This window comes from Roseibium album (genome assembly GCF_965233825.1).
Taxonomy (GTDB): Bacteria; Pseudomonadota; Alphaproteobacteria; order Rhizobiales; family Stappiaceae; genus Roseibium; species Roseibium album.
Genome location: NZ_OZ247583.1, coordinates 3,074,502 through 3,091,590 on the forward strand (window position 1 = coordinate 3,074,502; position 17,089 = coordinate 3,091,590).

At 56.8% G+C, this 17,089-nt stretch carries 16 protein-coding genes, 1 tRNA gene and 1 pseudogene; 14 read left to right on the plus strand and 4 right to left on the minus strand.

The window, feature by feature from the left end:
* The first annotated feature begins 14 nt into the window (after window positions 1–14).
* The 11 genes and pseudogenes from ACO6TI_RS14195 to ACO6TI_RS14245 all read left to right on the plus strand — a co-directional run bounded on the left by ACO6TI_RS14195 (window position 15) and on the right by ACO6TI_RS14245 (window position 10,573).
* Window positions 15–473: a nuclear transport factor 2 family protein gene (locus ACO6TI_RS14195; RefSeq protein WP_104703343.1), complete on the plus strand. Its 459-nt coding sequence runs from the start codon at window positions 15–17 to the stop codon at window positions 471–473.
* A 17-nt stretch (window positions 474–490) separates the two neighbouring features.
* Window positions 491–934: an SRPBCC family protein gene (locus tag ACO6TI_RS14200; protein WP_055111701.1), complete on the plus strand. Its 444-nt coding sequence runs from the start codon at window positions 491–493 to the stop codon at window positions 932–934.
* Between the two features lie 3 nt (window positions 935–937).
* Complete coding sequence (locus ACO6TI_RS14205; protein ID WP_196890805.1) at window positions 938–1,741, plus strand: FAD binding domain-containing protein; 804 nt, start codon at window positions 938–940, stop codon at window positions 1,739–1,741.
* Window positions 1,741–2,223: a (2Fe-2S)-binding protein gene (locus ACO6TI_RS14210; protein ID WP_104703519.1), complete on the plus strand. Its 483-nt coding sequence runs from the start codon at window positions 1,741–1,743 to the stop codon at window positions 2,221–2,223. Before ACO6TI_RS14205 ends, ACO6TI_RS14210 begins: the two co-directional genes overlap by 1 nt.
* Window positions 2,223–3,641, plus strand: a pseudogene (locus ACO6TI_RS14215) (xanthine dehydrogenase family protein molybdopterin-binding subunit); the annotation flags it as partial. The gene ACO6TI_RS14210 and the pseudogene ACO6TI_RS14215, both read left to right, overlap by 1 nt.
* A 491-nt stretch (window positions 3,642–4,132) precedes the next feature.
* Complete coding sequence (locus tag ACO6TI_RS14220) at window positions 4,133–5,155, plus strand: xanthine dehydrogenase family protein molybdopterin-binding subunit (protein ID WP_055111708.1); 1,023 nt, start codon at window positions 4,133–4,135, stop codon at window positions 5,153–5,155.
* 3 nt (window positions 5,156–5,158) lie between these two features.
* The gene (locus ACO6TI_RS14225; protein WP_055111710.1) at window positions 5,159–6,040 is read left to right on the plus strand and encodes an AAA family ATPase; all 882 of its coding nucleotides are present in this window, start codon (window positions 5,159–5,161) and stop codon (window positions 6,038–6,040) included.
* Window positions 6,037–7,140, plus strand: coding sequence for a VWA domain-containing protein (locus tag ACO6TI_RS14230; protein WP_104703339.1), 1,104 nt, complete (start codon window positions 6,037–6,039; stop codon window positions 7,138–7,140). The genes ACO6TI_RS14225 and ACO6TI_RS14230 overlap by 4 nt, the downstream gene beginning before the upstream one ends.
* Window positions 7,137–8,012: an amidohydrolase family protein gene (locus tag ACO6TI_RS14235; RefSeq protein ID WP_104703338.1), complete on the plus strand. Its 876-nt coding sequence runs from the start codon at window positions 7,137–7,139 to the stop codon at window positions 8,010–8,012. The genes ACO6TI_RS14230 and ACO6TI_RS14235 overlap by 4 nt, the downstream gene beginning before the upstream one ends.
* 44 nt (window positions 8,013–8,056) lie before the next feature.
* Window positions 8,057–8,905 carry an N-acyl homoserine lactonase family protein gene (locus tag ACO6TI_RS14240; protein WP_055111715.1) on the plus strand — a complete coding sequence of 283 codons (849 nt, stop codon included), beginning with the start codon at window positions 8,057–8,059 and terminating at the stop codon, window positions 8,903–8,905.
* A gap of 57 nt (window positions 8,906–8,962) precedes the next feature.
* Entirely contained in the window at window positions 8,963–10,573 is a 1,611-nt protein-coding gene (locus tag ACO6TI_RS14245) for an isochorismatase family protein (protein WP_422385142.1), read from the plus strand.
* A 167-nt stretch (window positions 10,574–10,740) separates the two neighbouring features.
* Here the strand turns inward: ACO6TI_RS14245 and ACO6TI_RS14250 are convergent, their stop codons facing one another.
* From ACO6TI_RS14250 to ACO6TI_RS14260, 3 genes are all read right to left on the minus strand, one after another.
* Window positions 10,741–11,091: a VOC family protein gene (locus tag ACO6TI_RS14250; RefSeq protein WP_422385143.1), complete on the minus strand. Its 351-nt coding sequence runs from the start codon at window positions 11,089–11,091 to the stop codon at window positions 10,741–10,743.
* Between the two features lie 684 nt (window positions 11,092–11,775).
* Window positions 11,776–12,408 carry a hypothetical protein gene (locus ACO6TI_RS14255; protein WP_422385144.1) on the minus strand — a complete coding sequence of 211 codons (633 nt, stop codon included), beginning with the start codon at window positions 12,406–12,408 and terminating at the stop codon, window positions 11,776–11,778.
* 582 nt (window positions 12,409–12,990) lie between these two features.
* Window positions 12,991–13,614 (minus strand): lectin-like protein, encoded by a 624-nt coding sequence (locus ACO6TI_RS14260; RefSeq protein WP_422385145.1) that lies wholly within the window; start codon window positions 13,612–13,614, stop codon window positions 12,991–12,993.
* Window positions 13,615–13,697: 83 nt separating this feature from the next.
* On the opposite strand from ACO6TI_RS14260, the gene ACO6TI_RS14265 reads away from it, so the two are divergent.
* Window positions 13,698–14,684, plus strand: coding sequence for a helix-turn-helix domain-containing protein (locus ACO6TI_RS14265; RefSeq protein WP_104703335.1), 987 nt, complete (start codon window positions 13,698–13,700; stop codon window positions 14,682–14,684).
* Between the two features lie 236 nt (window positions 14,685–14,920).
* On the opposite strand, the gene ACO6TI_RS14270 is transcribed toward ACO6TI_RS14265, so the two are convergent.
* Window positions 14,921–14,995, minus strand: a tRNA-Thr gene (locus ACO6TI_RS14270).
* A 439-nt stretch (window positions 14,996–15,434) separates the two neighbouring features.
* On the opposite strand from ACO6TI_RS14270, the gene ACO6TI_RS14275 reads away from it, so the two are divergent.
* Both ACO6TI_RS14275 and murA read left to right on the plus strand, forming a co-directional pair.
* Window positions 15,435–15,614 (plus strand): hypothetical protein, encoded by a 180-nt coding sequence (locus tag ACO6TI_RS14275; RefSeq protein WP_196890782.1) that lies wholly within the window; start codon window positions 15,435–15,437, stop codon window positions 15,612–15,614.
* 165 nt (window positions 15,615–15,779) lie between these two features.
* Window positions 15,780–17,069, plus strand: a complete 1,290-nt coding sequence (gene murA / locus ACO6TI_RS14280) for a UDP-N-acetylglucosamine 1-carboxyvinyltransferase (protein ID WP_196877752.1) — start codon at window positions 15,780–15,782, stop codon at window positions 17,067–17,069.
* Window positions 17,070–17,089 lie beyond the last annotated feature (20 nt).

The following is a 17,089-nucleotide window of genomic DNA, read 5'->3' on the forward strand; positions in this document are numbered from 1 at the left end:
GAGGAGGAATGACGATGGCATGTCGGAAGTTTGCAATCGCGATGGGCATGGTTCTGTACGCGACGGGTGCGATGGCACAAGATTTGCCGCCGCTCGCTATTCAACCGAACGCTGAACGCGTGACATTCGAGCATATCGACGCGCTGAACGCCTGTGACTGGAACAGGCTCATGGCTCAATATCCCGAAGAAGTGCTTTTCATATTGCCGAACGGAGTGTGGATCGAAGGCCGGAAAAACATAGGTGACGTTTTTGCCGGCTTCTGCAAGCCAAGAGAAGAGGGTGGCTTCAAGGGCGCAACGTTCATTGCGGAAAAGGTCAAGACGGTTGGTGACACCGTAAATGTGTCCTGGCGGGTGGAGGCGGACTATCTCGCTGAGCCCTACAAGGGAGCGGATGCATACGTCACCCGCGACGGATTGATGTACGCGCAGGTGACCACATTCGATCCCAACGACATGAAGTTCAAATAGGCGGAGTTGGAAAGGTCGTGGTCAAGGTCGTCCGCAGCACAATAGTCAACGCACCGATTGAAGCCGTGTGGGAGGTTCTGCGCGACTTCAACGGTCACGACCGCTGGCACCCGGCAGTTACAACAAGCCAGATCGAACGCGGCGGAAGCGCTGACAGGGTCGGCGCAGTCCGTCGCTTCAGACTGAAAGACGGGTCCGAGCTCAGGGAACAGCTCCTGACACTTTCAGATCTGGAGCAGACCTACTCGTATTGCCTTCTGGATACGCCAATACCGCTCTTCAATTATGTCGCGCATGTCCGCCTGTCCCCGGTGACCGATGACGACACGACGCTGTGGGAATGGCAAAGCCGCTTCGATGTCCCGGCAGGCCGCGACAGGGAACTCGCGGCGCTTGTCGGTGACGACATTTATGTGGCCGGGTTCAAGGCCGTTTCGGATTTCATGGGACTGGAGGCGTAACCAATGGTGACGATTACTACGGTCGATACACTGCAGGAGGCCGCCGCAAGCAGTGGCCAGGGAACGTCACTCCTGGGTGGGGGAACCTTGCTCATGCGCGGTGTCAACTATGGCGACCAGGACGTGTCACGCATCGTTCGCCTCAGGCAACCTACACCTCTTGCAGGAATTTCATCGGAAGGCGAGCGCATCCGGCTGGGGGCCTTCGCAACCATGGCGACGATCATGAAATCCGGCGATACGGCGTTTCTGCATCCCGTCGCACGTGCCGTCGGAGGTCCGGCAATCCGAAACATGGCAACTGTCGGCGGCAACATTTTCGCTCCCCATCCATATGGAGATTTTGCAGTCGCCTTGTTGGTGCTGGATGCAAGGCTTCGCATGTCCGATGGCAGCGAGATGGATCTGGATCGCCTGCTCCCGGTTCGTGACACGGAAACCCGCCTTGTTGAATCCGTTTCCGCCTTGCGGCCTGCCGGAGATGATTTCCGGTTTTTGAAAGTCACCCGGGTCAAGCCGAGAGGTGCGTCTGTTCTAAGCATTGCTGCCTGGTTGCCCAGGCGTGCAGGACGCGTCTCCGGTGCTCGCGTGGCTTTCGGCGCGATGGCACCCACACCGGTTAGGGTTCCGGCGGTGGAGGCAGCTCTGGAGGGCGTCAATCTCGATCAAAATGGCATTGAACGCGCGCTGCAGAGCGTCGCAAACGACCTGAACCCTCCCGACGACAGCCTGGCCTCCGGTTGGTATCGGAAGGAAGTTGCACCAGTGCATCTGGGACGCCTGCTTCTGGGGCAAGGAACACGATGATGGCCAAGACACCTGTTCAATTCTCACTCAATGGATCGTCTGCGGCAGTGTTCGTCGACGATGCCCAAAACCTGCTCGACGTTCTCAGGCGCGGTGTTGGAGATCTGACACCAAAATACGGCTGCGGTCAGGGTACCTGCGGATCCTGCACTGTGCTGATCGACGGTGAACCGCATTTGAGCTGTCTGACCCTGGCTGAAACCGTTGAAGGACGGTCCGTTGAAACGACGAACGGACTGGCAGCCGGGCCAAAGCTTCATGCGCTTCAGGAAGCATTCATGGAAAACTTTGCTGCCCAGTGCGGATATTGCACACCCGGGATGCTGATGGCCGCCAAAGCCCTGCTTGATCGCACTCCCAGACCAAGCCGGGAGGAAGTTATCGAAGCGATTTCCGGCAACATCTGCAGATGCACGGGCTACGACCCCATAATCGACGCGATCATGGCTGCGAGCGGTCAAGCGACACGGAGGACCGGCTGATGTCTTCCGTGGAATTCCGCAAAGATCTCTTTAGGGAAGAGCGTGACGACAATCTTCAGGAAATCGGCAAGCCCACGCGCCGGCAGGATATTCTTGGCCACGTAACGGGCCGTTCGCCCTACTATGACGATCATCTCTTTGACGGTTTGCTGCACATGCGCTGTGTACGCTCGCCACACCACCATGCCCGGATCAGATCGATCGATACCGGTGCTGCCGAACGCATGCCAGGCGTCATCCGGGTGATCCTTGCGCGGGATGTTCCCAACAATCTCAACACGTTGCTGTCGTTGATCAATTTCGGCAAGGATGAAGAGAAGCTTATACAGGATACCAAGGTCGCCTATGTCGGCGAACCTGTTGCAGCCATCATCGCCGAAACCGATCGGCAGGCGCGTGACGCATGCGCCGCGGTGAAAGTGAACTATGAGGTTCTGCCACATGTCCTGGACCCGGAAGAGGCCCTTTCGCTTCAGGCACCGGTCGTCAATGAAGTCTATCCGAACAACACGTTCGACTATCATGATCTCTACGATCATCAAAAGCTTCGGTTTGGCGACGTCGACAAGGGCTTTGCCGAAGCAGATCATATTGTCGAGGGCGAATACCAGATGTCGCCGATCGAACAGGCGCCGATTGAAACCTGTGGTGCAATCGCAGCACCCGAAACCAATGACCGCTACGTCTGTTATACCTCGACACAAGCACTTTTCTTCTCTCTGGGCACCACGGCCAAGTTGCTGGATATGCCGTCTTCACGGCTTCATTTCATAGGCGGAACAGTCGGCGGCGGCTTCGGCGGCAAGGTCGATAGCATTGTGGAGCCGCTCTCGGTTCTCGGTGCGGTGCTTGCCGGGCGCCCGGTGAAATTCATGTGGGATCGTACAGAGGAAATGCAGGTCGGGGCACCACGCGGTGCCGAACGCTGGCGCATAAAGGACGGCGTTGCGCGCGATGGACGCATTCTGGCACGGGCCTTTACCGGTTTTTTTGACGCTGGTGCCTATACCCGGTTGTCTTCTTACGCGATCATCAAGTGTTCGGCCCATCTGCCTGGCCCCTACACAATCCCCAACGTCGCCGCGAATGTCTTTTGCGTTTTCACCAATCGCACGCCGGCAACCGCAATGCGTGGTTTCGGCATCACGGGCGTCGATTTTGCCATTGAGTGTCACATGGACAAGGTCGCAGAAGCCGTTGGACTGAACCCGATCGAACTGCGGATCCTGAATGCCTATCGGGACGGGGATATGAAGCCGCACCGACGCTTGGCAAAAAATACCGCGCTGATTGAATGTTGCCAGGTCGCCGCGCAAAAATCCGGTTGGAGCATTGGCGCCGAGGCAGCGCGTCAATCCTCTCTTCTGGGGGGCGGTGGTCCAAGGGCTGAAATTCCCGAAACGGTCACGGACATGGCCGGGCAGATAGGGGAGCGGAGGCGCTCGGTAATCCCGACTGCGCCAGGTGAAGGCGCGTCTGCCAGGGGGAACGTGCCGGCCGGAACACAGGGTATTCCAATCGTTGCCGCGGCCCCCCAGGACGAAGACATGATCATGGATCCGTCCCGCACCGGCTACAGAGGGCCTTCGTCCACGCCCACCAGGATACCTGAAGCCGCGATTGCGACCGATACGCGTCCTCAAGCAGCCGCGCCTGCGTCGCCACCACCTCCGGCAGCCCGCCCAGGTCCTGTCGCGCCATCCGGCAGCTCGCAAGTCCTGCAACCCGCCCTGCAACCCGCACTGTCGCCACCGGCACCGCAGGCGTCGCCCGAGCCGCCAGCCACGGCGCCGCAGCCGCCAGCTCCAGATGCTGCATCTCAGCCGTACAAACCCGAAAAACCCTTTTCCCGAGGTGTCAATCGGCCTGGCGTGTCCAGGTTCTTGTCCGGTTCAAGGAGGCGTTGATCATGACTGTCCACAAGGGGCGCGGCTTTGCCTGCATCAACTACCCGATAGGCATGAACCTTGGTGGTGATCCGAGCCAGGCGCTGGTTCATTCAACGCCGGATGGAAAGTTCATGGTGTCCTTGTCGTCCATTGATCTGGGGCAGGGCATGAAGTCGGTAACCCGCCAGATCGCGGCAGAAACGCTCGGGGTTCCAGTTGCCGACGTCTACGTCGATACCGCAGACAGCGATACTGGTCCGCATTGCATGGGTTCGTTCGCCTCCCGCGGGACACACCGGGTTGGAAACGCGGTCATTCGCGCGGCGACAGAAGCGCGAAAGGCGTTGCTCGAGGCTGCGGCGGAAGAGCTCGAAGTCAATGCAGCAGACCTGGAAACAGACGGACAGGGGAACATTCACGTAAAGGGAGCGCCAACACGGACAATCACGGTCGCCGACACGGCAATCGCGGCGCAATTCAAGCAGGGCAGGACACTGTCGGGCAGAGGGATTTTCCTGATCCCGCCGTCGGACGTCGATCCGGATACCGGCGAGATGACGCCGGTTTCCTGTTTCGCCCATGCGGCTCTGGTCGTGGATCTGGAAGTGGATGACGAGACTGGCGAGGTCACCGTCAATGAAATCAATTCTGCGTATGAAGTTGGTCGAGCGCTAAACCCGCGCCTTGTCGAACAGCAGCTGATTGGTGGTGCCTGGATGGGGGTTTCGCATGCACTCTATGAAACGACGGAGCCCTACTATCCCGACCGGAACCATGGGCCGGAAGACTTCAATGCCTATCTGATGCCCGGTCCCGGTGAGGTTGTTGATCACAACATCGCCGTGCTCGAACGGCCTGCCGAAGACGCGCCCTTTGGCGGCAAGGGTCCCGGCGAAATGTGCGCCAATCCTGTTCTTCCCGCAATAGCGAATGCGGTCTACAACGCTGTTGGCGTTCGCTGCGACACGCTGCCGATCACGCCGGAAAGAGTTCTGCGCGGATTGCTCGCGAATGGTGGCGCCAGGCCACAGGGAGTGCGCTGATCCATGCCGGTGAAGCCGTCCATCGTTGGAATTGATCGCCCTGATCGCTTGAGGGATGCGCTGATCGCTGCCCAGTATATTGCAGGCGATGAACTTTCGACAGCAGCGTATCTGGCGTTGGCGCTCGGCAAACCGCTGTTGCTCGAAGGCGCACCCGGTGTCGGCAAGACGGAGGCCGCCAAGGCCATTGCGTCAGTGCTTGGCCGTCGCCTTGTACGGCTGCAGTGCTTTGAAGGCATTGACGCCGCATCAGCACTTTATGAATGGAACTACACACGTCAAATGCTTGCCATTCGACAAGCCGGTGATGACTACATCAACATCTACGACGACCAGTTTCTGCTGCAAAGGCCCATGCTGGAAGCGCTTCGCTCTCCCGATGACTGCGTGCTGCTGATTGACGAGATTGATCGGTCCGACCAGGAATTCGAAGCGTTTCTGCTGGAGTTTCTTTCGGATTTCGCCATCTCCATTCCCGAAACGGGAACAGTGCGAGCCGTGCGGCCGCCTGTCGTGGTTCTGACTTCGAACCGGACACGAGATCTGCACGAAGCGCTGCGACGGCGCTGTGTCTATCATTGGATCGACTATCCGGACATCCATCTGGAATCGCGGATCGTGATGGCGCGGGCCAGCACCGTGGCGCAAGCCACTGCCGCCGCTGTTGCCGGGGCCGTTGCGAAACTCAGGACCGAGCCGCTTGCCAAACCGCCGGGAGTCGCCGAAACGGTGGAATGGGCCGAGGCCGCAACGTTGCTCCACGATCAGGGGGCGACCTGGCCGGAAGCGTTCCGACGTGCCATCGGTGTTGCGCTCAAGGACCATGACGATCTGGATTTTCTGGAAGGCCGTCTCGACAGTTTCATGCCGCAGGAGGCCGCATGACGCTTCCTGCCGCGACACGACCCTTTGTCGAGTTTCCCGCAATTCTTCGGGCACACGGTTTTCCCGTCGCTCCGGATCAGACAATGGGGTTTGTGGAAGCCGTCGGGCTGCTGGGGCCAAGGGACATGCGCGATATCCGTAGCGCTGCGATTGCCATGCTGTCGGTCCCGAGGGACCGGCAAACGGAATTCGATGCGCTTTTCAAGGCTTATTTCCTGGGTCAGGGACTTGCGGCGTCAATTGAAGACGATGACGAAGATGATGATGTCCAGGCTTACGAGCCGACAGGGGCCCAGGTGGATGTTGAAGAGGGGATGGAGGAAGACGAAACCGGCGACCTTGCGACCTCTGCTGAAATTCTGAGGCGCCGGCAATTTGTACCCGCTGACGAAAGTGGTGCCCTCAGGCACCTCGCGCGCCGGGCGGAAAAGGACCTGCCGCGACGCCTGTCATACCGGCGCGCGTTTTCGCAACGCGGAAACCGGATTGATCTGCGGAAAGCTCTTAAACAGGCATTGCGACAGGATGGGGAAGTATTCGACTTGCCGGTTACCCGCAGAAAAACGAGACAGCGACGGATCCTGCTGCTGGTCGATGTATCCGGATCGATGACAGACCAGAGCGTCGCAACAATGCGGTTTGCACACAAGCTTACGCAAGCGGCCGAACGCGTGGAAACGTTCACTTTCGGAACGCGGTTGACGCGGGTCTCCAACTCCCTTCGGATCAAGAACATCGATCAGGCCCTGGAGAGTGTCGGGGCCACTGTTGCGGATTTTGACGGTGGAACGCGCATAGGTGATGCCCTTCAGGCCTTTCTTGCGGTTCCGCGTTTCGCCGGCCAGGCCCGAGGCGCTGCTGTCCTGATCCTGTCCGACGGTCTGGAACGCGGTGAGCCGGCGACGCTTGTCGAGGCCATCCGGAAACTGGCCCGTCTGTGCTGGCGACTGGACTGGCTCACCCCCCTTGCAGCCGATCCGGGATATGAGCCGCGAACCGAAGCATTGTCGGCTTGCCTTCCGTTTCTCGACAGTCTCGTGCCGGGAGACAGGATCGAGGCTCTCTGCACACATGTTCTCAGTCTTTCGAGGCCCTCATGATCGACGCGCATCATCATATCTGGCGGCAAAAGGATCTTCCGTGGCTTCTCGGACCGGAGCAGCCACGGATTTTCGGTCCTTATGCCTCAATAAAACGTGATTACCTCATTGACGAGTTTCGAGAGGATCTCGGGGAAACCGGGATCATCAAGTCCGTTTATGTGCAGGCAAACTGGGCTCCGAACTGGTTCGAAGATGAAGTTGCGTGGGTGCAATCGGTTGCGGACACGTCGGGTTGGCCTCATGGCATTGTCGGCTTTGCCGATTTCACCAGCGAAGATGTCAGGCCGCAACTCGACAGGCTGAAACGCTACCCGCTCATGCGTGGGCTGCGTCAGCAGTTTCACTGGCACGAAAACCCGCTTTACAGATTTGCAGCCAGACCTGACCTGCCTGCCGATCCGCTTGTTCGCAAGAATATCGCATACCTGGCCGAGTATGGCTGGAGTTTTGATTTGCAGGTGTTTCCTTCACAAATGGAATATGCCGCGGAGCTGGCTCGAAGCTGTCCGGACGTGCAATTTGTGCTTATGCATGCCGGCATGCTGGAAGAAACCAGTGCCGACGGTGTCAAACTTTGGCGCAAGGGCATGCGCCGTTTGGCTGAATGCAACAACGTTGCGACCAAGCTGTCTGCTTTCGGAACCTTCATTCACAGGAATGATCCCGAGTTTGTCGCCTTCATGATCAAGCAGACCGTCAGCCTTTTCGGTGCAGACAGGTGCATGTTCGGTTCCAATTTCCCGATCGAAAAACTCTGGACGACCTACGCGGATCTCTTTGGCGCCTTTCAGGAGGGGGCAAAGGGTCTGACCAAGGTGAAAAGGCAGTCAATTTTCAACGATACGGCTGAGCGGATCTATCGGCTTTAGCCAATGCTCTGTCGCAGCTCATTCTTTCCATGGGAGTAAAATAAATGGCCCTTACCATACACGTTCTGGACTATGGCGACATTGAACTTGAGACATCTTTTCTCGTGCTCGGTCACGAATGCGGCCGGATCCGCCGCGTACCCGTCTACGGGTTCCTGATCCTAGGTGGCACGCATCCCGTTCTCGTCGATACTGGGTACCGGGACAACGCGATCATGGAAAGTCTCGGGATGCGGGGACTGCAGTTCCACGACAACATGATCGAGAACCAGCTTGCCAAACATGGTCTGAAGCTCGGCGATATTCGTTACATCCTGCACACGCATCTTCACATCGATCACGCAGGCAAGGACGACAAGTTCCCGATGAATACGACCGTGGTCCTGAACCGCAGGGAGATGGAGTTTTCCGTGTCCGGGATCATGTACCCGCAATATCCGAAACCCGACATCATGCATCTGGTAGAGCGGATCTATGAACCCGAAGCCATGCGTTTCCTGGATCTTGAGATTACCGGCGCGGAAGAAATCATTCCGGGCGTGTGGTGTGAAGCGGCCGGCGCACATACTGAAGGGTCGATGAATGTGATCGTGGAAACGGCGGAGGGCCTTGCCTGCATCTGCGGTGACGTCATTTACGATTTCAACGACCAGATCGTGAACCACGTCCACACCAACAATTGGATGGAACCGCGCGTGACGGGGAACCATTCCGGCTCGAAACGGGAAGAAAAGGGCGCGATCAAGAAGCTTTTGAACAATTACACGTTCCTGCTTCCTGTTCATGACCGGCCTGCAAAAATCCAGAACCAGCAAGTGGTTGGCAGGCTTGCCATGACCGTTCCCGGTCCGATGTCCGAAACGGTGCCCGAGCGGCAGTGGTTCCCGATGTAACTTGATGTATTCCGGGAAGTTGTTGCTTCCCGTTTGACGAAAGACTGGGAGGGATCCGTGGGCCATACAGTTGTTGACCCGAAATTTACAGACCTGGTGGACGAGCATGCTGCCGTTGAGCGTATCGGCACCGGTTTCGTCTTCACCGAAGGTCCGATCTGGCATCCGGTAGACCAGTATCTGCTGTTCTCCGATATGCCCGGCGATGTTCGGCGCAAATGGACCCGGCAATCCGGCGTAACGGAACAGCTTCGCCCGTCGAACAAGGGCAACGGCATGACTTATGACGCGGAGCTCAATCTCCTCGTCTGTGAACATGCAACGAGTTCGGTCGCCCGCTTTCGCCCGGACGGATCGCGGGAACTTCTTGCATCCCACTTCGAGGGGCAGGAACTCAATTCGCCGAACGACATTGTCGTCAAATCCGACGGGGCGATCTATTTCACGGATCCGACCTACGGGCGTTTGGAACACTTTGGTGTGCCTCGCCCGCTTCAACTGGGGTTCCAGGGTGTCTACATGCTTCCGCCGGACCACAAACCCGGCGATGAAGCCGTGCTTGTCTCCGACCGCTACATGTTCACACAGCCCAATGGACTGTGTTTTTCACCGTGTGAACGCTGGATGTGGGTCAATGATACCGAGCAGGCGAACATTCGCATGTTCGATGTCGGTGGAGACGGCAGACTGAAAAACAGCCGGATGTTTGCCTCAGGCATCAAGGACAGCGTCAAGGCGGGCGTGCCGGACGGCATGAAGGCCGATGCCAACGGCAACGTCTGGGTCACCGCACCCGGTGGCGTTTGGGTCTATTCCTTCGAGGGGATGCTGATCGGCAAGATCGAAGTACCCGAGATGGTGGCCAACCTTCACTGGGGTGGTGAAGACTGGCAAACCCTCTTCATGTGCGCATGCACTTCTGTCTACACGATAAAGACCAAAATCCGGCCGCGGTCCGAACCCTTCATGTCGCCGAAACCGGTCCAAGGTCCTTCACTCGAACAGGCGGCAAACGTCGGTGCTTCCATGAATGCGTCCTCCAAGGGGCTGCAGATTGCCGCTTGCCCCGTTCTTGACCCGAAGAAAACGGCACTGCTCATTCAGGATCTTCAGAACGATGTCATGATGGACGGTGGTGCGTTTGCCGAAACCGGGTCGCCGCAGCACGCGCGTGACCAGAATGTGGTGTCCAACGCCATTGCGATTGCGGAAGCCGCGCGCCGAAACGGCATGCCCGTCATCCATATATGGATGGTCTGCGAACCGGGGCATCCGCTTCTCTCCCAGCATGCTCCTCTCTTTCAGGGATTGAAAGGGGAGAATGCCCTCGTCCGGGGTACGTGGGGTGTTGCCCCTGTGCCGGGGCTCGAGCCTCGGCCGGAAGATCTCGTGTGTGAAAAGATGTCGATGAGCGGTTGGGAGACGTCGCGCCTTGAAAGCTACCTCAACCACGCAGGCATCGACACGATCATCAACACCGGTTCCTGGACCAACATGAGCGTTGAACACACGGCCCGCACGGCTGCGGACAAAGGATTCCAGGTCATCGTTCCGGAAGATGCCTGTTCAACCATGAATGCGGACTGGCACCGGGCTTCGATTAATTTTGGCATGCAGAACGTCGCAAATGTCACCGATACGGCATCCGTCATTGCAGCCTTGCGCTAGACCGGGAGGCAACGCACCACGATATCGCGGCAGCCACCGGGTTCTCTGTGACTGAGGATTTCAGCCAGATTGAATTTGCACGAGCGCAGTTCAATCTGAAGCGCCGAAACTGCTGACCGGTTCAATTGTACCAGGTTCGCCTGGGGGCCTAAATTGACGATGCCGACCTAAAGATGGGACAGGACGTTGAGAAGCTTTCCGGCAGGGTCGTTCACGTAGAAACGCCGGACACCCCAGGGTTCGTTTGTCAATTCGTACTCGATTTTGTGACCAAGTTCTTTCGCACGGCGATAGACCTTGTCAACGTCATCGACCTCGATGGATGCGTCGGGAACAGGCGTCCCTGAGCCACCCTCGGAAGCAATACTGACTTGAACCCTGGCGGTCGCATCTGAAGCCATGGTAGCAATCCAGCCCTGATCCATGATCGTTTCAAGATCAAAAAGTTCGGCGTAGAATTCTCGAACTTCATCGACTGAACTTGTCGCGATGTCGAACACGATGCGCTTGACGGTCATGCAATATCCTCCGCTGCGAAAGCAGGATATCAACAGAACCGCTCAATGTCAGTTTCGACTGCATCCCGGACGGCTGTGTGCCGCGTAACGAATGCCCCGTTCCGGAAGCTGCTCGGAACGGTTGCACAGCCGTGTTTTGAGCGGAAACTGCAACGCGTTCACCGAGCTCATCAAATGCACAAGGGGCGAGCGGAAGGGATCATCAAGTCAGGGCGGTTTTTGAAAACCCGAATCCGGTTGTTCTCGCGTGAAGAAGTCCGGAACAAGCCCAACGGGAACGGGAGACTTGGAGAACGTCTTCTTCCGGGCATGGAGCGCATGTGCGCTCACGCTCGCGCCCGTCTTGACCTTCCTGCACCAAGATTTGGGAAGAAGGCGTCTACAAATCTTGGGGGGCATTAAAATAATTCAGCGCCATGGTTCCCTCCACCGCTGGTCTCATGCCCCTCACCAGTTCGCAGCATGTTTTCAACCAGGAAAATACAGCAGCAGGTGCTGCTCGACACCGAGCGGAAAAGGAAAGCAGATTTGCCCTGTTCTGTGTATAAATATCTGACTTATTGGATCTTTTAACTTCTGAATGCCTGTCTGTTCGTTGGGAGTTCAGTGACCTTCCGCTAGACGGTACAAAAAGGCCTGCCATCACGGCAGGCCAGGTTTGTTGATCCGTTTTCAAAGATCAGGCTAGTCCTGCATCGCGCCTCGTTTGCGGCGAGTTCTGACAATACCGAGTAAACCCAGGCCTCCCACAAGCAATGGCAAAGCGGCAGGCAATGGTACAGCGACGGGTGGGTCAATAATCGGACCACCATTCAAAGCGGCCGCTGCAAAAGTGAATGCTTCAACATCGCCAAGTCTGGTCAAAAAGAAGGAACTCACGGAACCGCCATCAGCAATACCGTAGTCAGACAGGTCATACAGGAACGCTATCATGCCACCGCCGGTCGAAATGCCGTTCCGGCCTTGAAATGGTGTGGGTCCACCTGTCGGTCCCGGAAACTCGGTCGCAACGCCAAGGTTAAACACGAAACTTGGCACAAACAGAGCCAGGTCGTCGCCAGAGCCGTTCACCAGTGTATTGTCGGTAAAGCTCAGTTCCGCTACACGTGGGATGCTTCCCGGAGGCTCTTGCAAGTTAATGCCTGTCGCAAAATTACCACCGATAACACCGGTCGGATCAAAAGTTCCCTGAACCGCATTTGACACATCGACAAAAGCGGTATCGTCGAATGTGAGACCTGCGAATGTGACTGGCGCAGCTTGAGCACTGGTAATCCACCCGAGAGCAGCGCACGCGCCGATAAGAAATTTTTTCATTTCAAACCTCCAAACCATAAACCCAGACGACCATTGGAATGGTGCAGCTGCTGCCGAGGAAACCATCGCACCTGGTCCGAATATGTAGTTCTTGATTCTCTAGATCTCTCTCCCTGTTAGTTGGCAGAAAGAATCGACATGGTTGCTCCTCAGCAAAGCGAGATCGAACAACCGGCAATCAACTACGGAATTTTTGCCGGAGGGGAGTGGTTTTCAACTTTCTCAGAAACTGTTGCCGCTTTTGTTATGAACGCGGTAAACAATACCGATCAACCACTCAGTATCGCTTGTCGTAAGACTAACAGTTAATTTTTTGGTAAAACCGACAATAAGACCTCATTTTCCGCCAAATCATGCCCGGTTGTTGTTATTGGCGAATTTCAGGACGCCGAATTGCTGGATATTACGGGTTCAATGCAAGTTTTCACCGATGCGAAAACTTGTGGAGGTGAAGATTACGACATCGCATTTGCGCTTGCGACGGGCGGGGTTACCCGACTTCGAAGGACGCGTGGTCTGCACACCAGCACAAAAAAAGCCCGCCAAAACGGCGGGCCAAGTTTGCTAATCCGTGTTTACAGATCAGGCTTCTGTTGAACTGCGTTTGCGGCGCGCGGCATACCCCAGCAACCCAAGCCCTCCAATCAGAAGCGGAAAGGCAGCCGGTACGGGAACCGGCGTGACGCTATACTCAACGAGATAGGCACGAACATTCGCGTTGTTTGGTATGTCGTTCCAGCGACCGGTGGCGCTGTCTTCCCACCAGGCGACAACATAGTCCTCACCACCTGAGTTGTTCGGTTCTCCCGGCTTCCAGTTGGTATACGCCAAAGGATTTCCACCTTCAGGCCCGTCCAGCCATTCGAACGAACCTTCTGTGTTGCGGTCCGTCGCGCCAATCAGGAAGAAGCTGTAGTCCAGGAACTGGCCCGTCACGCTGCCTGCACCAGGCCAGTGCGAATTGAGAAATGTCTGTTCGGTTGCAGACGTTATCGTCGCAAGATAGCCACCCAGACCCATGAAGGAAGATGACCCGGCAAGCGCTTCTGCCTGTGTTGCCATCAATGACGGATCTCCGGACCCGAGCACGACAAATTCATACCAGTGATCGTTGCCTCCGGATCCGGCAGACCATTGGAATGGTGCAGCTGCAGCCGAGGAAATCAATGCAAGGCTTGCAGCTGCAGTTAGTAGTATTCTTTTCATGAGATTTCCCCAATACTATACTTAAAAAAACTTCAATGCTTCAGAAATAGACTAACTGTTAGTTTTTTGGCATAACCGACAATATGCCCTCATTTTCCGCCAAATCGCGCCCGGTTGTTGTAATTGTCGTCTTTCCAGACGCCAAACTGCTGGATATCACCGGTCCAATGCAGGTTTTCGCCGATGCAAAAGTATGTGGAGGTGAAGACTACGAGATCGTGCTTGTGTCTGCGGAAGGCGGAGTTCAGCTGATGGACACGGGGGTTGAAATCAGCACGGAACCCATGGAACGATGGCGCGACAGAAAGCTCCATACTCTCCTGATTTCGGGCGGCTGGGGTGCGAGAGCGGCAGCGCAAGATCCGAAACTTCTGGAAGATACGGTTCTTCTGGCCGATCAATCCGCGCGCATAGGCTCTGTTTGCACAGGCGCGTTCGTTCTCGCGGCAAGTGGTCTGCTGGATGGCCATCGCGCGGTAACACATTGGTATTCCTGCGACGATCTTGCCTGTCAGCATCCGAAGGTGAAGGTAGAGCCGGACCGCATGTTCGTGAAAGATGGAAATGTATGGACTTCGGCAGGAGTGACCGCGGGCATCGATATGGCTCTTGCCATGGTGGCAGAAGACTCGGGGAGAAAAGTTGCCGTTCGTCTCGCACAAACACTGGTCGTGTATATGATCCGCCCCGGTGGCCAGACTCAGTTCAGCTCTGCTCTTCTCGGTCAAATCAATGATGCCAGCGGTCGGTTCGATGCGCTTCACACCTGGATCGGGGAAAATTTGAAAGGAGATTTGCGCGTAGACCGATTGGCTGAGCAAGCAGGAATGAGTGAACGCAATTTCACCAGGGTCTATCGGGCAACCACTGGTCGAACGCCTGCCAAAACCATCGAACTGTTTCGCGTTGCAGCAGCGCGCGACCTGCTCGAAGACACCGCACTTCCTGTCGCGACGATTGCGCAACGAACCGGCTTCGAGGACGACGAACGCTTGCGACGTGCCATGCAACGTGTCCTCGGAATCTCACCGAAAGAATACAGAAACCGTTTTGGATTTGGCAAAAGTTGAATTTTTGTTGTCTCTTAGGTACGGCGATTTACGCGCCGTTACACTACCTGCAATAGCGTTACATGAAACTGAACAATACGGCAGTTTATGGCGGTCTTGCAGGGCAGACTTGCAGAAAATGGTGCTTGGAATGGTGTATTGACCTTCCGAATTACTGTCGCGAAAGGGGTGTTGGGCACTAAATATTCATTACCATTCAATGTCTTAGGGGGTAACATGACGCAGTGCCTGCAAAATGGTGCTGCCGGAGAGATTTGAACTCTCGACCTCTCCCTTACCAAGGGAGTGCTCTACCCCTGAGCTACGGCAGCATATGAAGGCGCCTTGAAGAGCCCCGCGTTGCCGAAGATGGTAAAAAGCCCGGGCATTGAGACGCGAATGCTGTTCCCGACCAGCGGTGCCGCCCGGAATGAGGGGGCTTGTGCCATAAGAGCCTGCTGGAGGCAAGTCGTCATTTGGATTTTTTTTGGCAAGGGTCGCCTTGGAAATTGGGGCGCGAATCTCAAATGCAATTTCGTTCTGAATCCCGGCTGAAAAACAGTGTAAAACCTGCTTGTGGATATAGTCTGTAAAGACGCGTTTTCGGGGTGTATTCAACAGGCTGTCGCATCCTGTTTGCAACCGGGAAGAAGCGCAAGCGGGACGATATTGAACCGGCGTGCTGTTTCATGCCGCAAGTTCAGGCCGACTTTCCCTGGCGCCTGCCTGTTGATAGAAGACGAGGGACCAGAAAGGACGTTCACAACGCCCATGAGTGAAAAAGATCAAAAAGGCCAATCGGTTGACGATAGCGGCGCAAATTCCCCGGAAGACAGTGATGTCTCCAAGGCAAAGCCTGGCTCACCTTCACGGGACGACCGACTTGCCGAGGCCCTGAGAGCAAATCTGCGCCGCCGCAAAAGTGCAGCCAGGGCCCGCAAGCAGGACTGAAGTGCTGGAGATCGGGATCGGGAGCTTGTGAGCTGTCACGAAAACGCCCGATGTCCGGCCAATCGCCGCCTTGCATGGGTCACAACTTGTGTGTAGACCGCAGGTTTGGTGAGAGATTGTTCTAAGGGATGGCCGCCGGGGAAAGCGGCCGGGTTCGGGGTTCATATGGATAGCATCAAGGTCGTCGGCGGCGCGGAGCTGAACGGTATCATCCCGATTTCCGGGGCAAAGAATGCGGCATTGCCGCTCATGATAGCTTCGCTTCTGACAGACGAAACCCTGACGCTTTCAAATGTACCGCGATTGCGCGATGTCGCACAGTTGATGCAGATTCTCTCCAACCACGGCGTCGACTATTCCGTCAACGGCAAGCGCAGCGGTCAGGACAACCTGGCAGGCCAGACGCTTAACCTGACCGCCCGTGAAATCGTCGACACGACGGCCCCTTACGAACTGGTCTCCAAGATGCGGGCCAGCTTCTGGGTTATCGGCCCGCTGGTTGCGCGCATGCACGAGGCGCGTGTTTCGCTTCCCGGTGGTTGTGCAATCGGAACGCGCCCGGTCGATTTCTTTATCGACGGACTGGCGGCGCTCGGTGCCGAGATCGAGATCGAGGGTGGTTATGTTGTGGTCAGGGCACCAGGTGGCCTGAAGGGAGCGCGTGTCGAGTTTCCCAAGGTTTCCGTGGGTGCAACGCACACCGTCATGATGGCGGCGACCCTCGCACACGGTGAGACGGAAATCGTCAATGCCGCGCGCGAACCGGAAGTTGTCGATCTGGCCCGTTGCCTTAAGGCCATGGGCGCCAGGATTGAGGGGGAGGGGACATCGACCATCCGGATCCAGGGGGTTCCGCGTCTTCACGGTGCTCACCATGCCGTTGTTCCTGACCGGATCGAGACGGGAACCTACGCCATGGCGGTGGCCATGACAGGCGGTGATGTGCTTCTTCAGGGCGCTCGCACGGATTTGTTGGAGGCAGCTTTGGACACGCTGCGCCAGACCGGAGCCGACATCACCCAGACACCGGATGGCATCAAGGTCTATCGCAATGGCAACGGTATTCAGCCGGTCGATGTCACCACGGAACCTTTCCCGGGCTTCCCGACCGATCTGCAAGCCCAGTTCATGGCGCTGATGACCAAGGCAGGCGGCACCAGCCAGATCACCGAAACCATTTTCGAAAACCGTTTCATGCATGTCCAGGAACTTGCCCGTCTCGGCGCCCAGATCCAGGTCGACGGCCGCACCGCGACGGTCGACGGCGTGTCAACATTGCGCGGCGCACCCGTCATGGCAACCGATCTCAGGGCTTCCGTTTCGCTCGTGATTGCAGGACTGGCAGCCGAGGGCGAAACAACCGTCAACAGGGTCTACCATCTCGATCGTGGTTTTGAGCGCCTGGAAGACAAGCTCACCCGCTGTGGCGCGCAGATCGAGCGGATTTCCGGTTAAGACAGATACCGGGCTGCGAT

Coding starts and splice junctions, on each gene's coding strand:
- ACO6TI_RS14195 (WP_104703343.1), top strand. CDS start 15: ATGGCATGTCGGAAGTTTGCAATCGCGATGGGCATGGTTCTGTACGCG.
- ACO6TI_RS14205 (WP_196890805.1), top strand. CDS start 938: ATGGTGACGATTACTACGGTCGATACACTGCAGGAGGCCGCCGCAAGC.
- ACO6TI_RS14210 (WP_104703519.1), top strand. CDS start 1,741: ATGGCCAAGACACCTGTTCAATTCTCACTCAATGGATCGTCTGCGGCA.
- ACO6TI_RS14220 (WP_055111708.1), top strand. CDS start 4,133: ATGACTGTCCACAAGGGGCGCGGCTTTGCCTGCATCAACTACCCGATA.
- ACO6TI_RS14225 (WP_055111710.1), top strand. CDS start 5,159: ATGCCGGTGAAGCCGTCCATCGTTGGAATTGATCGCCCTGATCGCTTG.
- ACO6TI_RS14230 (WP_104703339.1), top strand. CDS start 6,037: ATGACGCTTCCTGCCGCGACACGACCCTTTGTCGAGTTTCCCGCAATT.
- ACO6TI_RS14235 (WP_104703338.1), top strand. CDS start 7,137: ATGATCGACGCGCATCATCATATCTGGCGGCAAAAGGATCTTCCGTGG.
- ACO6TI_RS14240 (WP_055111715.1), top strand. CDS start 8,057: ATGGCCCTTACCATACACGTTCTGGACTATGGCGACATTGAACTTGAG.
- ACO6TI_RS14250 (WP_422385143.1), bottom strand. CDS start 11,091: ATGACCGTCAAGCGCATCGTGTTCGACATCGCGACAAGTTCAGTCGAT.
- ACO6TI_RS14255 (WP_422385144.1), bottom strand. CDS start 12,408: ATGAAAAAATTTCTTATCGGCGCGTGCGCTGCTCTCGGGTGGATTACC.
- ACO6TI_RS14260 (WP_422385145.1), bottom strand. CDS start 13,614: ATGAAAAGAATACTACTAACTGCAGCTGCAAGCCTTGCATTGATTTCC.
- ACO6TI_RS14265 (WP_104703335.1), top strand. CDS start 13,698: ATGCCCTCATTTTCCGCCAAATCGCGCCCGGTTGTTGTAATTGTCGTC.
- ACO6TI_RS14275 (WP_196890782.1), top strand. CDS start 15,435: ATGAGTGAAAAAGATCAAAAAGGCCAATCGGTTGACGATAGCGGCGCA.
- murA (WP_196877752.1), top strand. CDS start 15,780: ATGGATAGCATCAAGGTCGTCGGCGGCGCGGAGCTGAACGGTATCATC.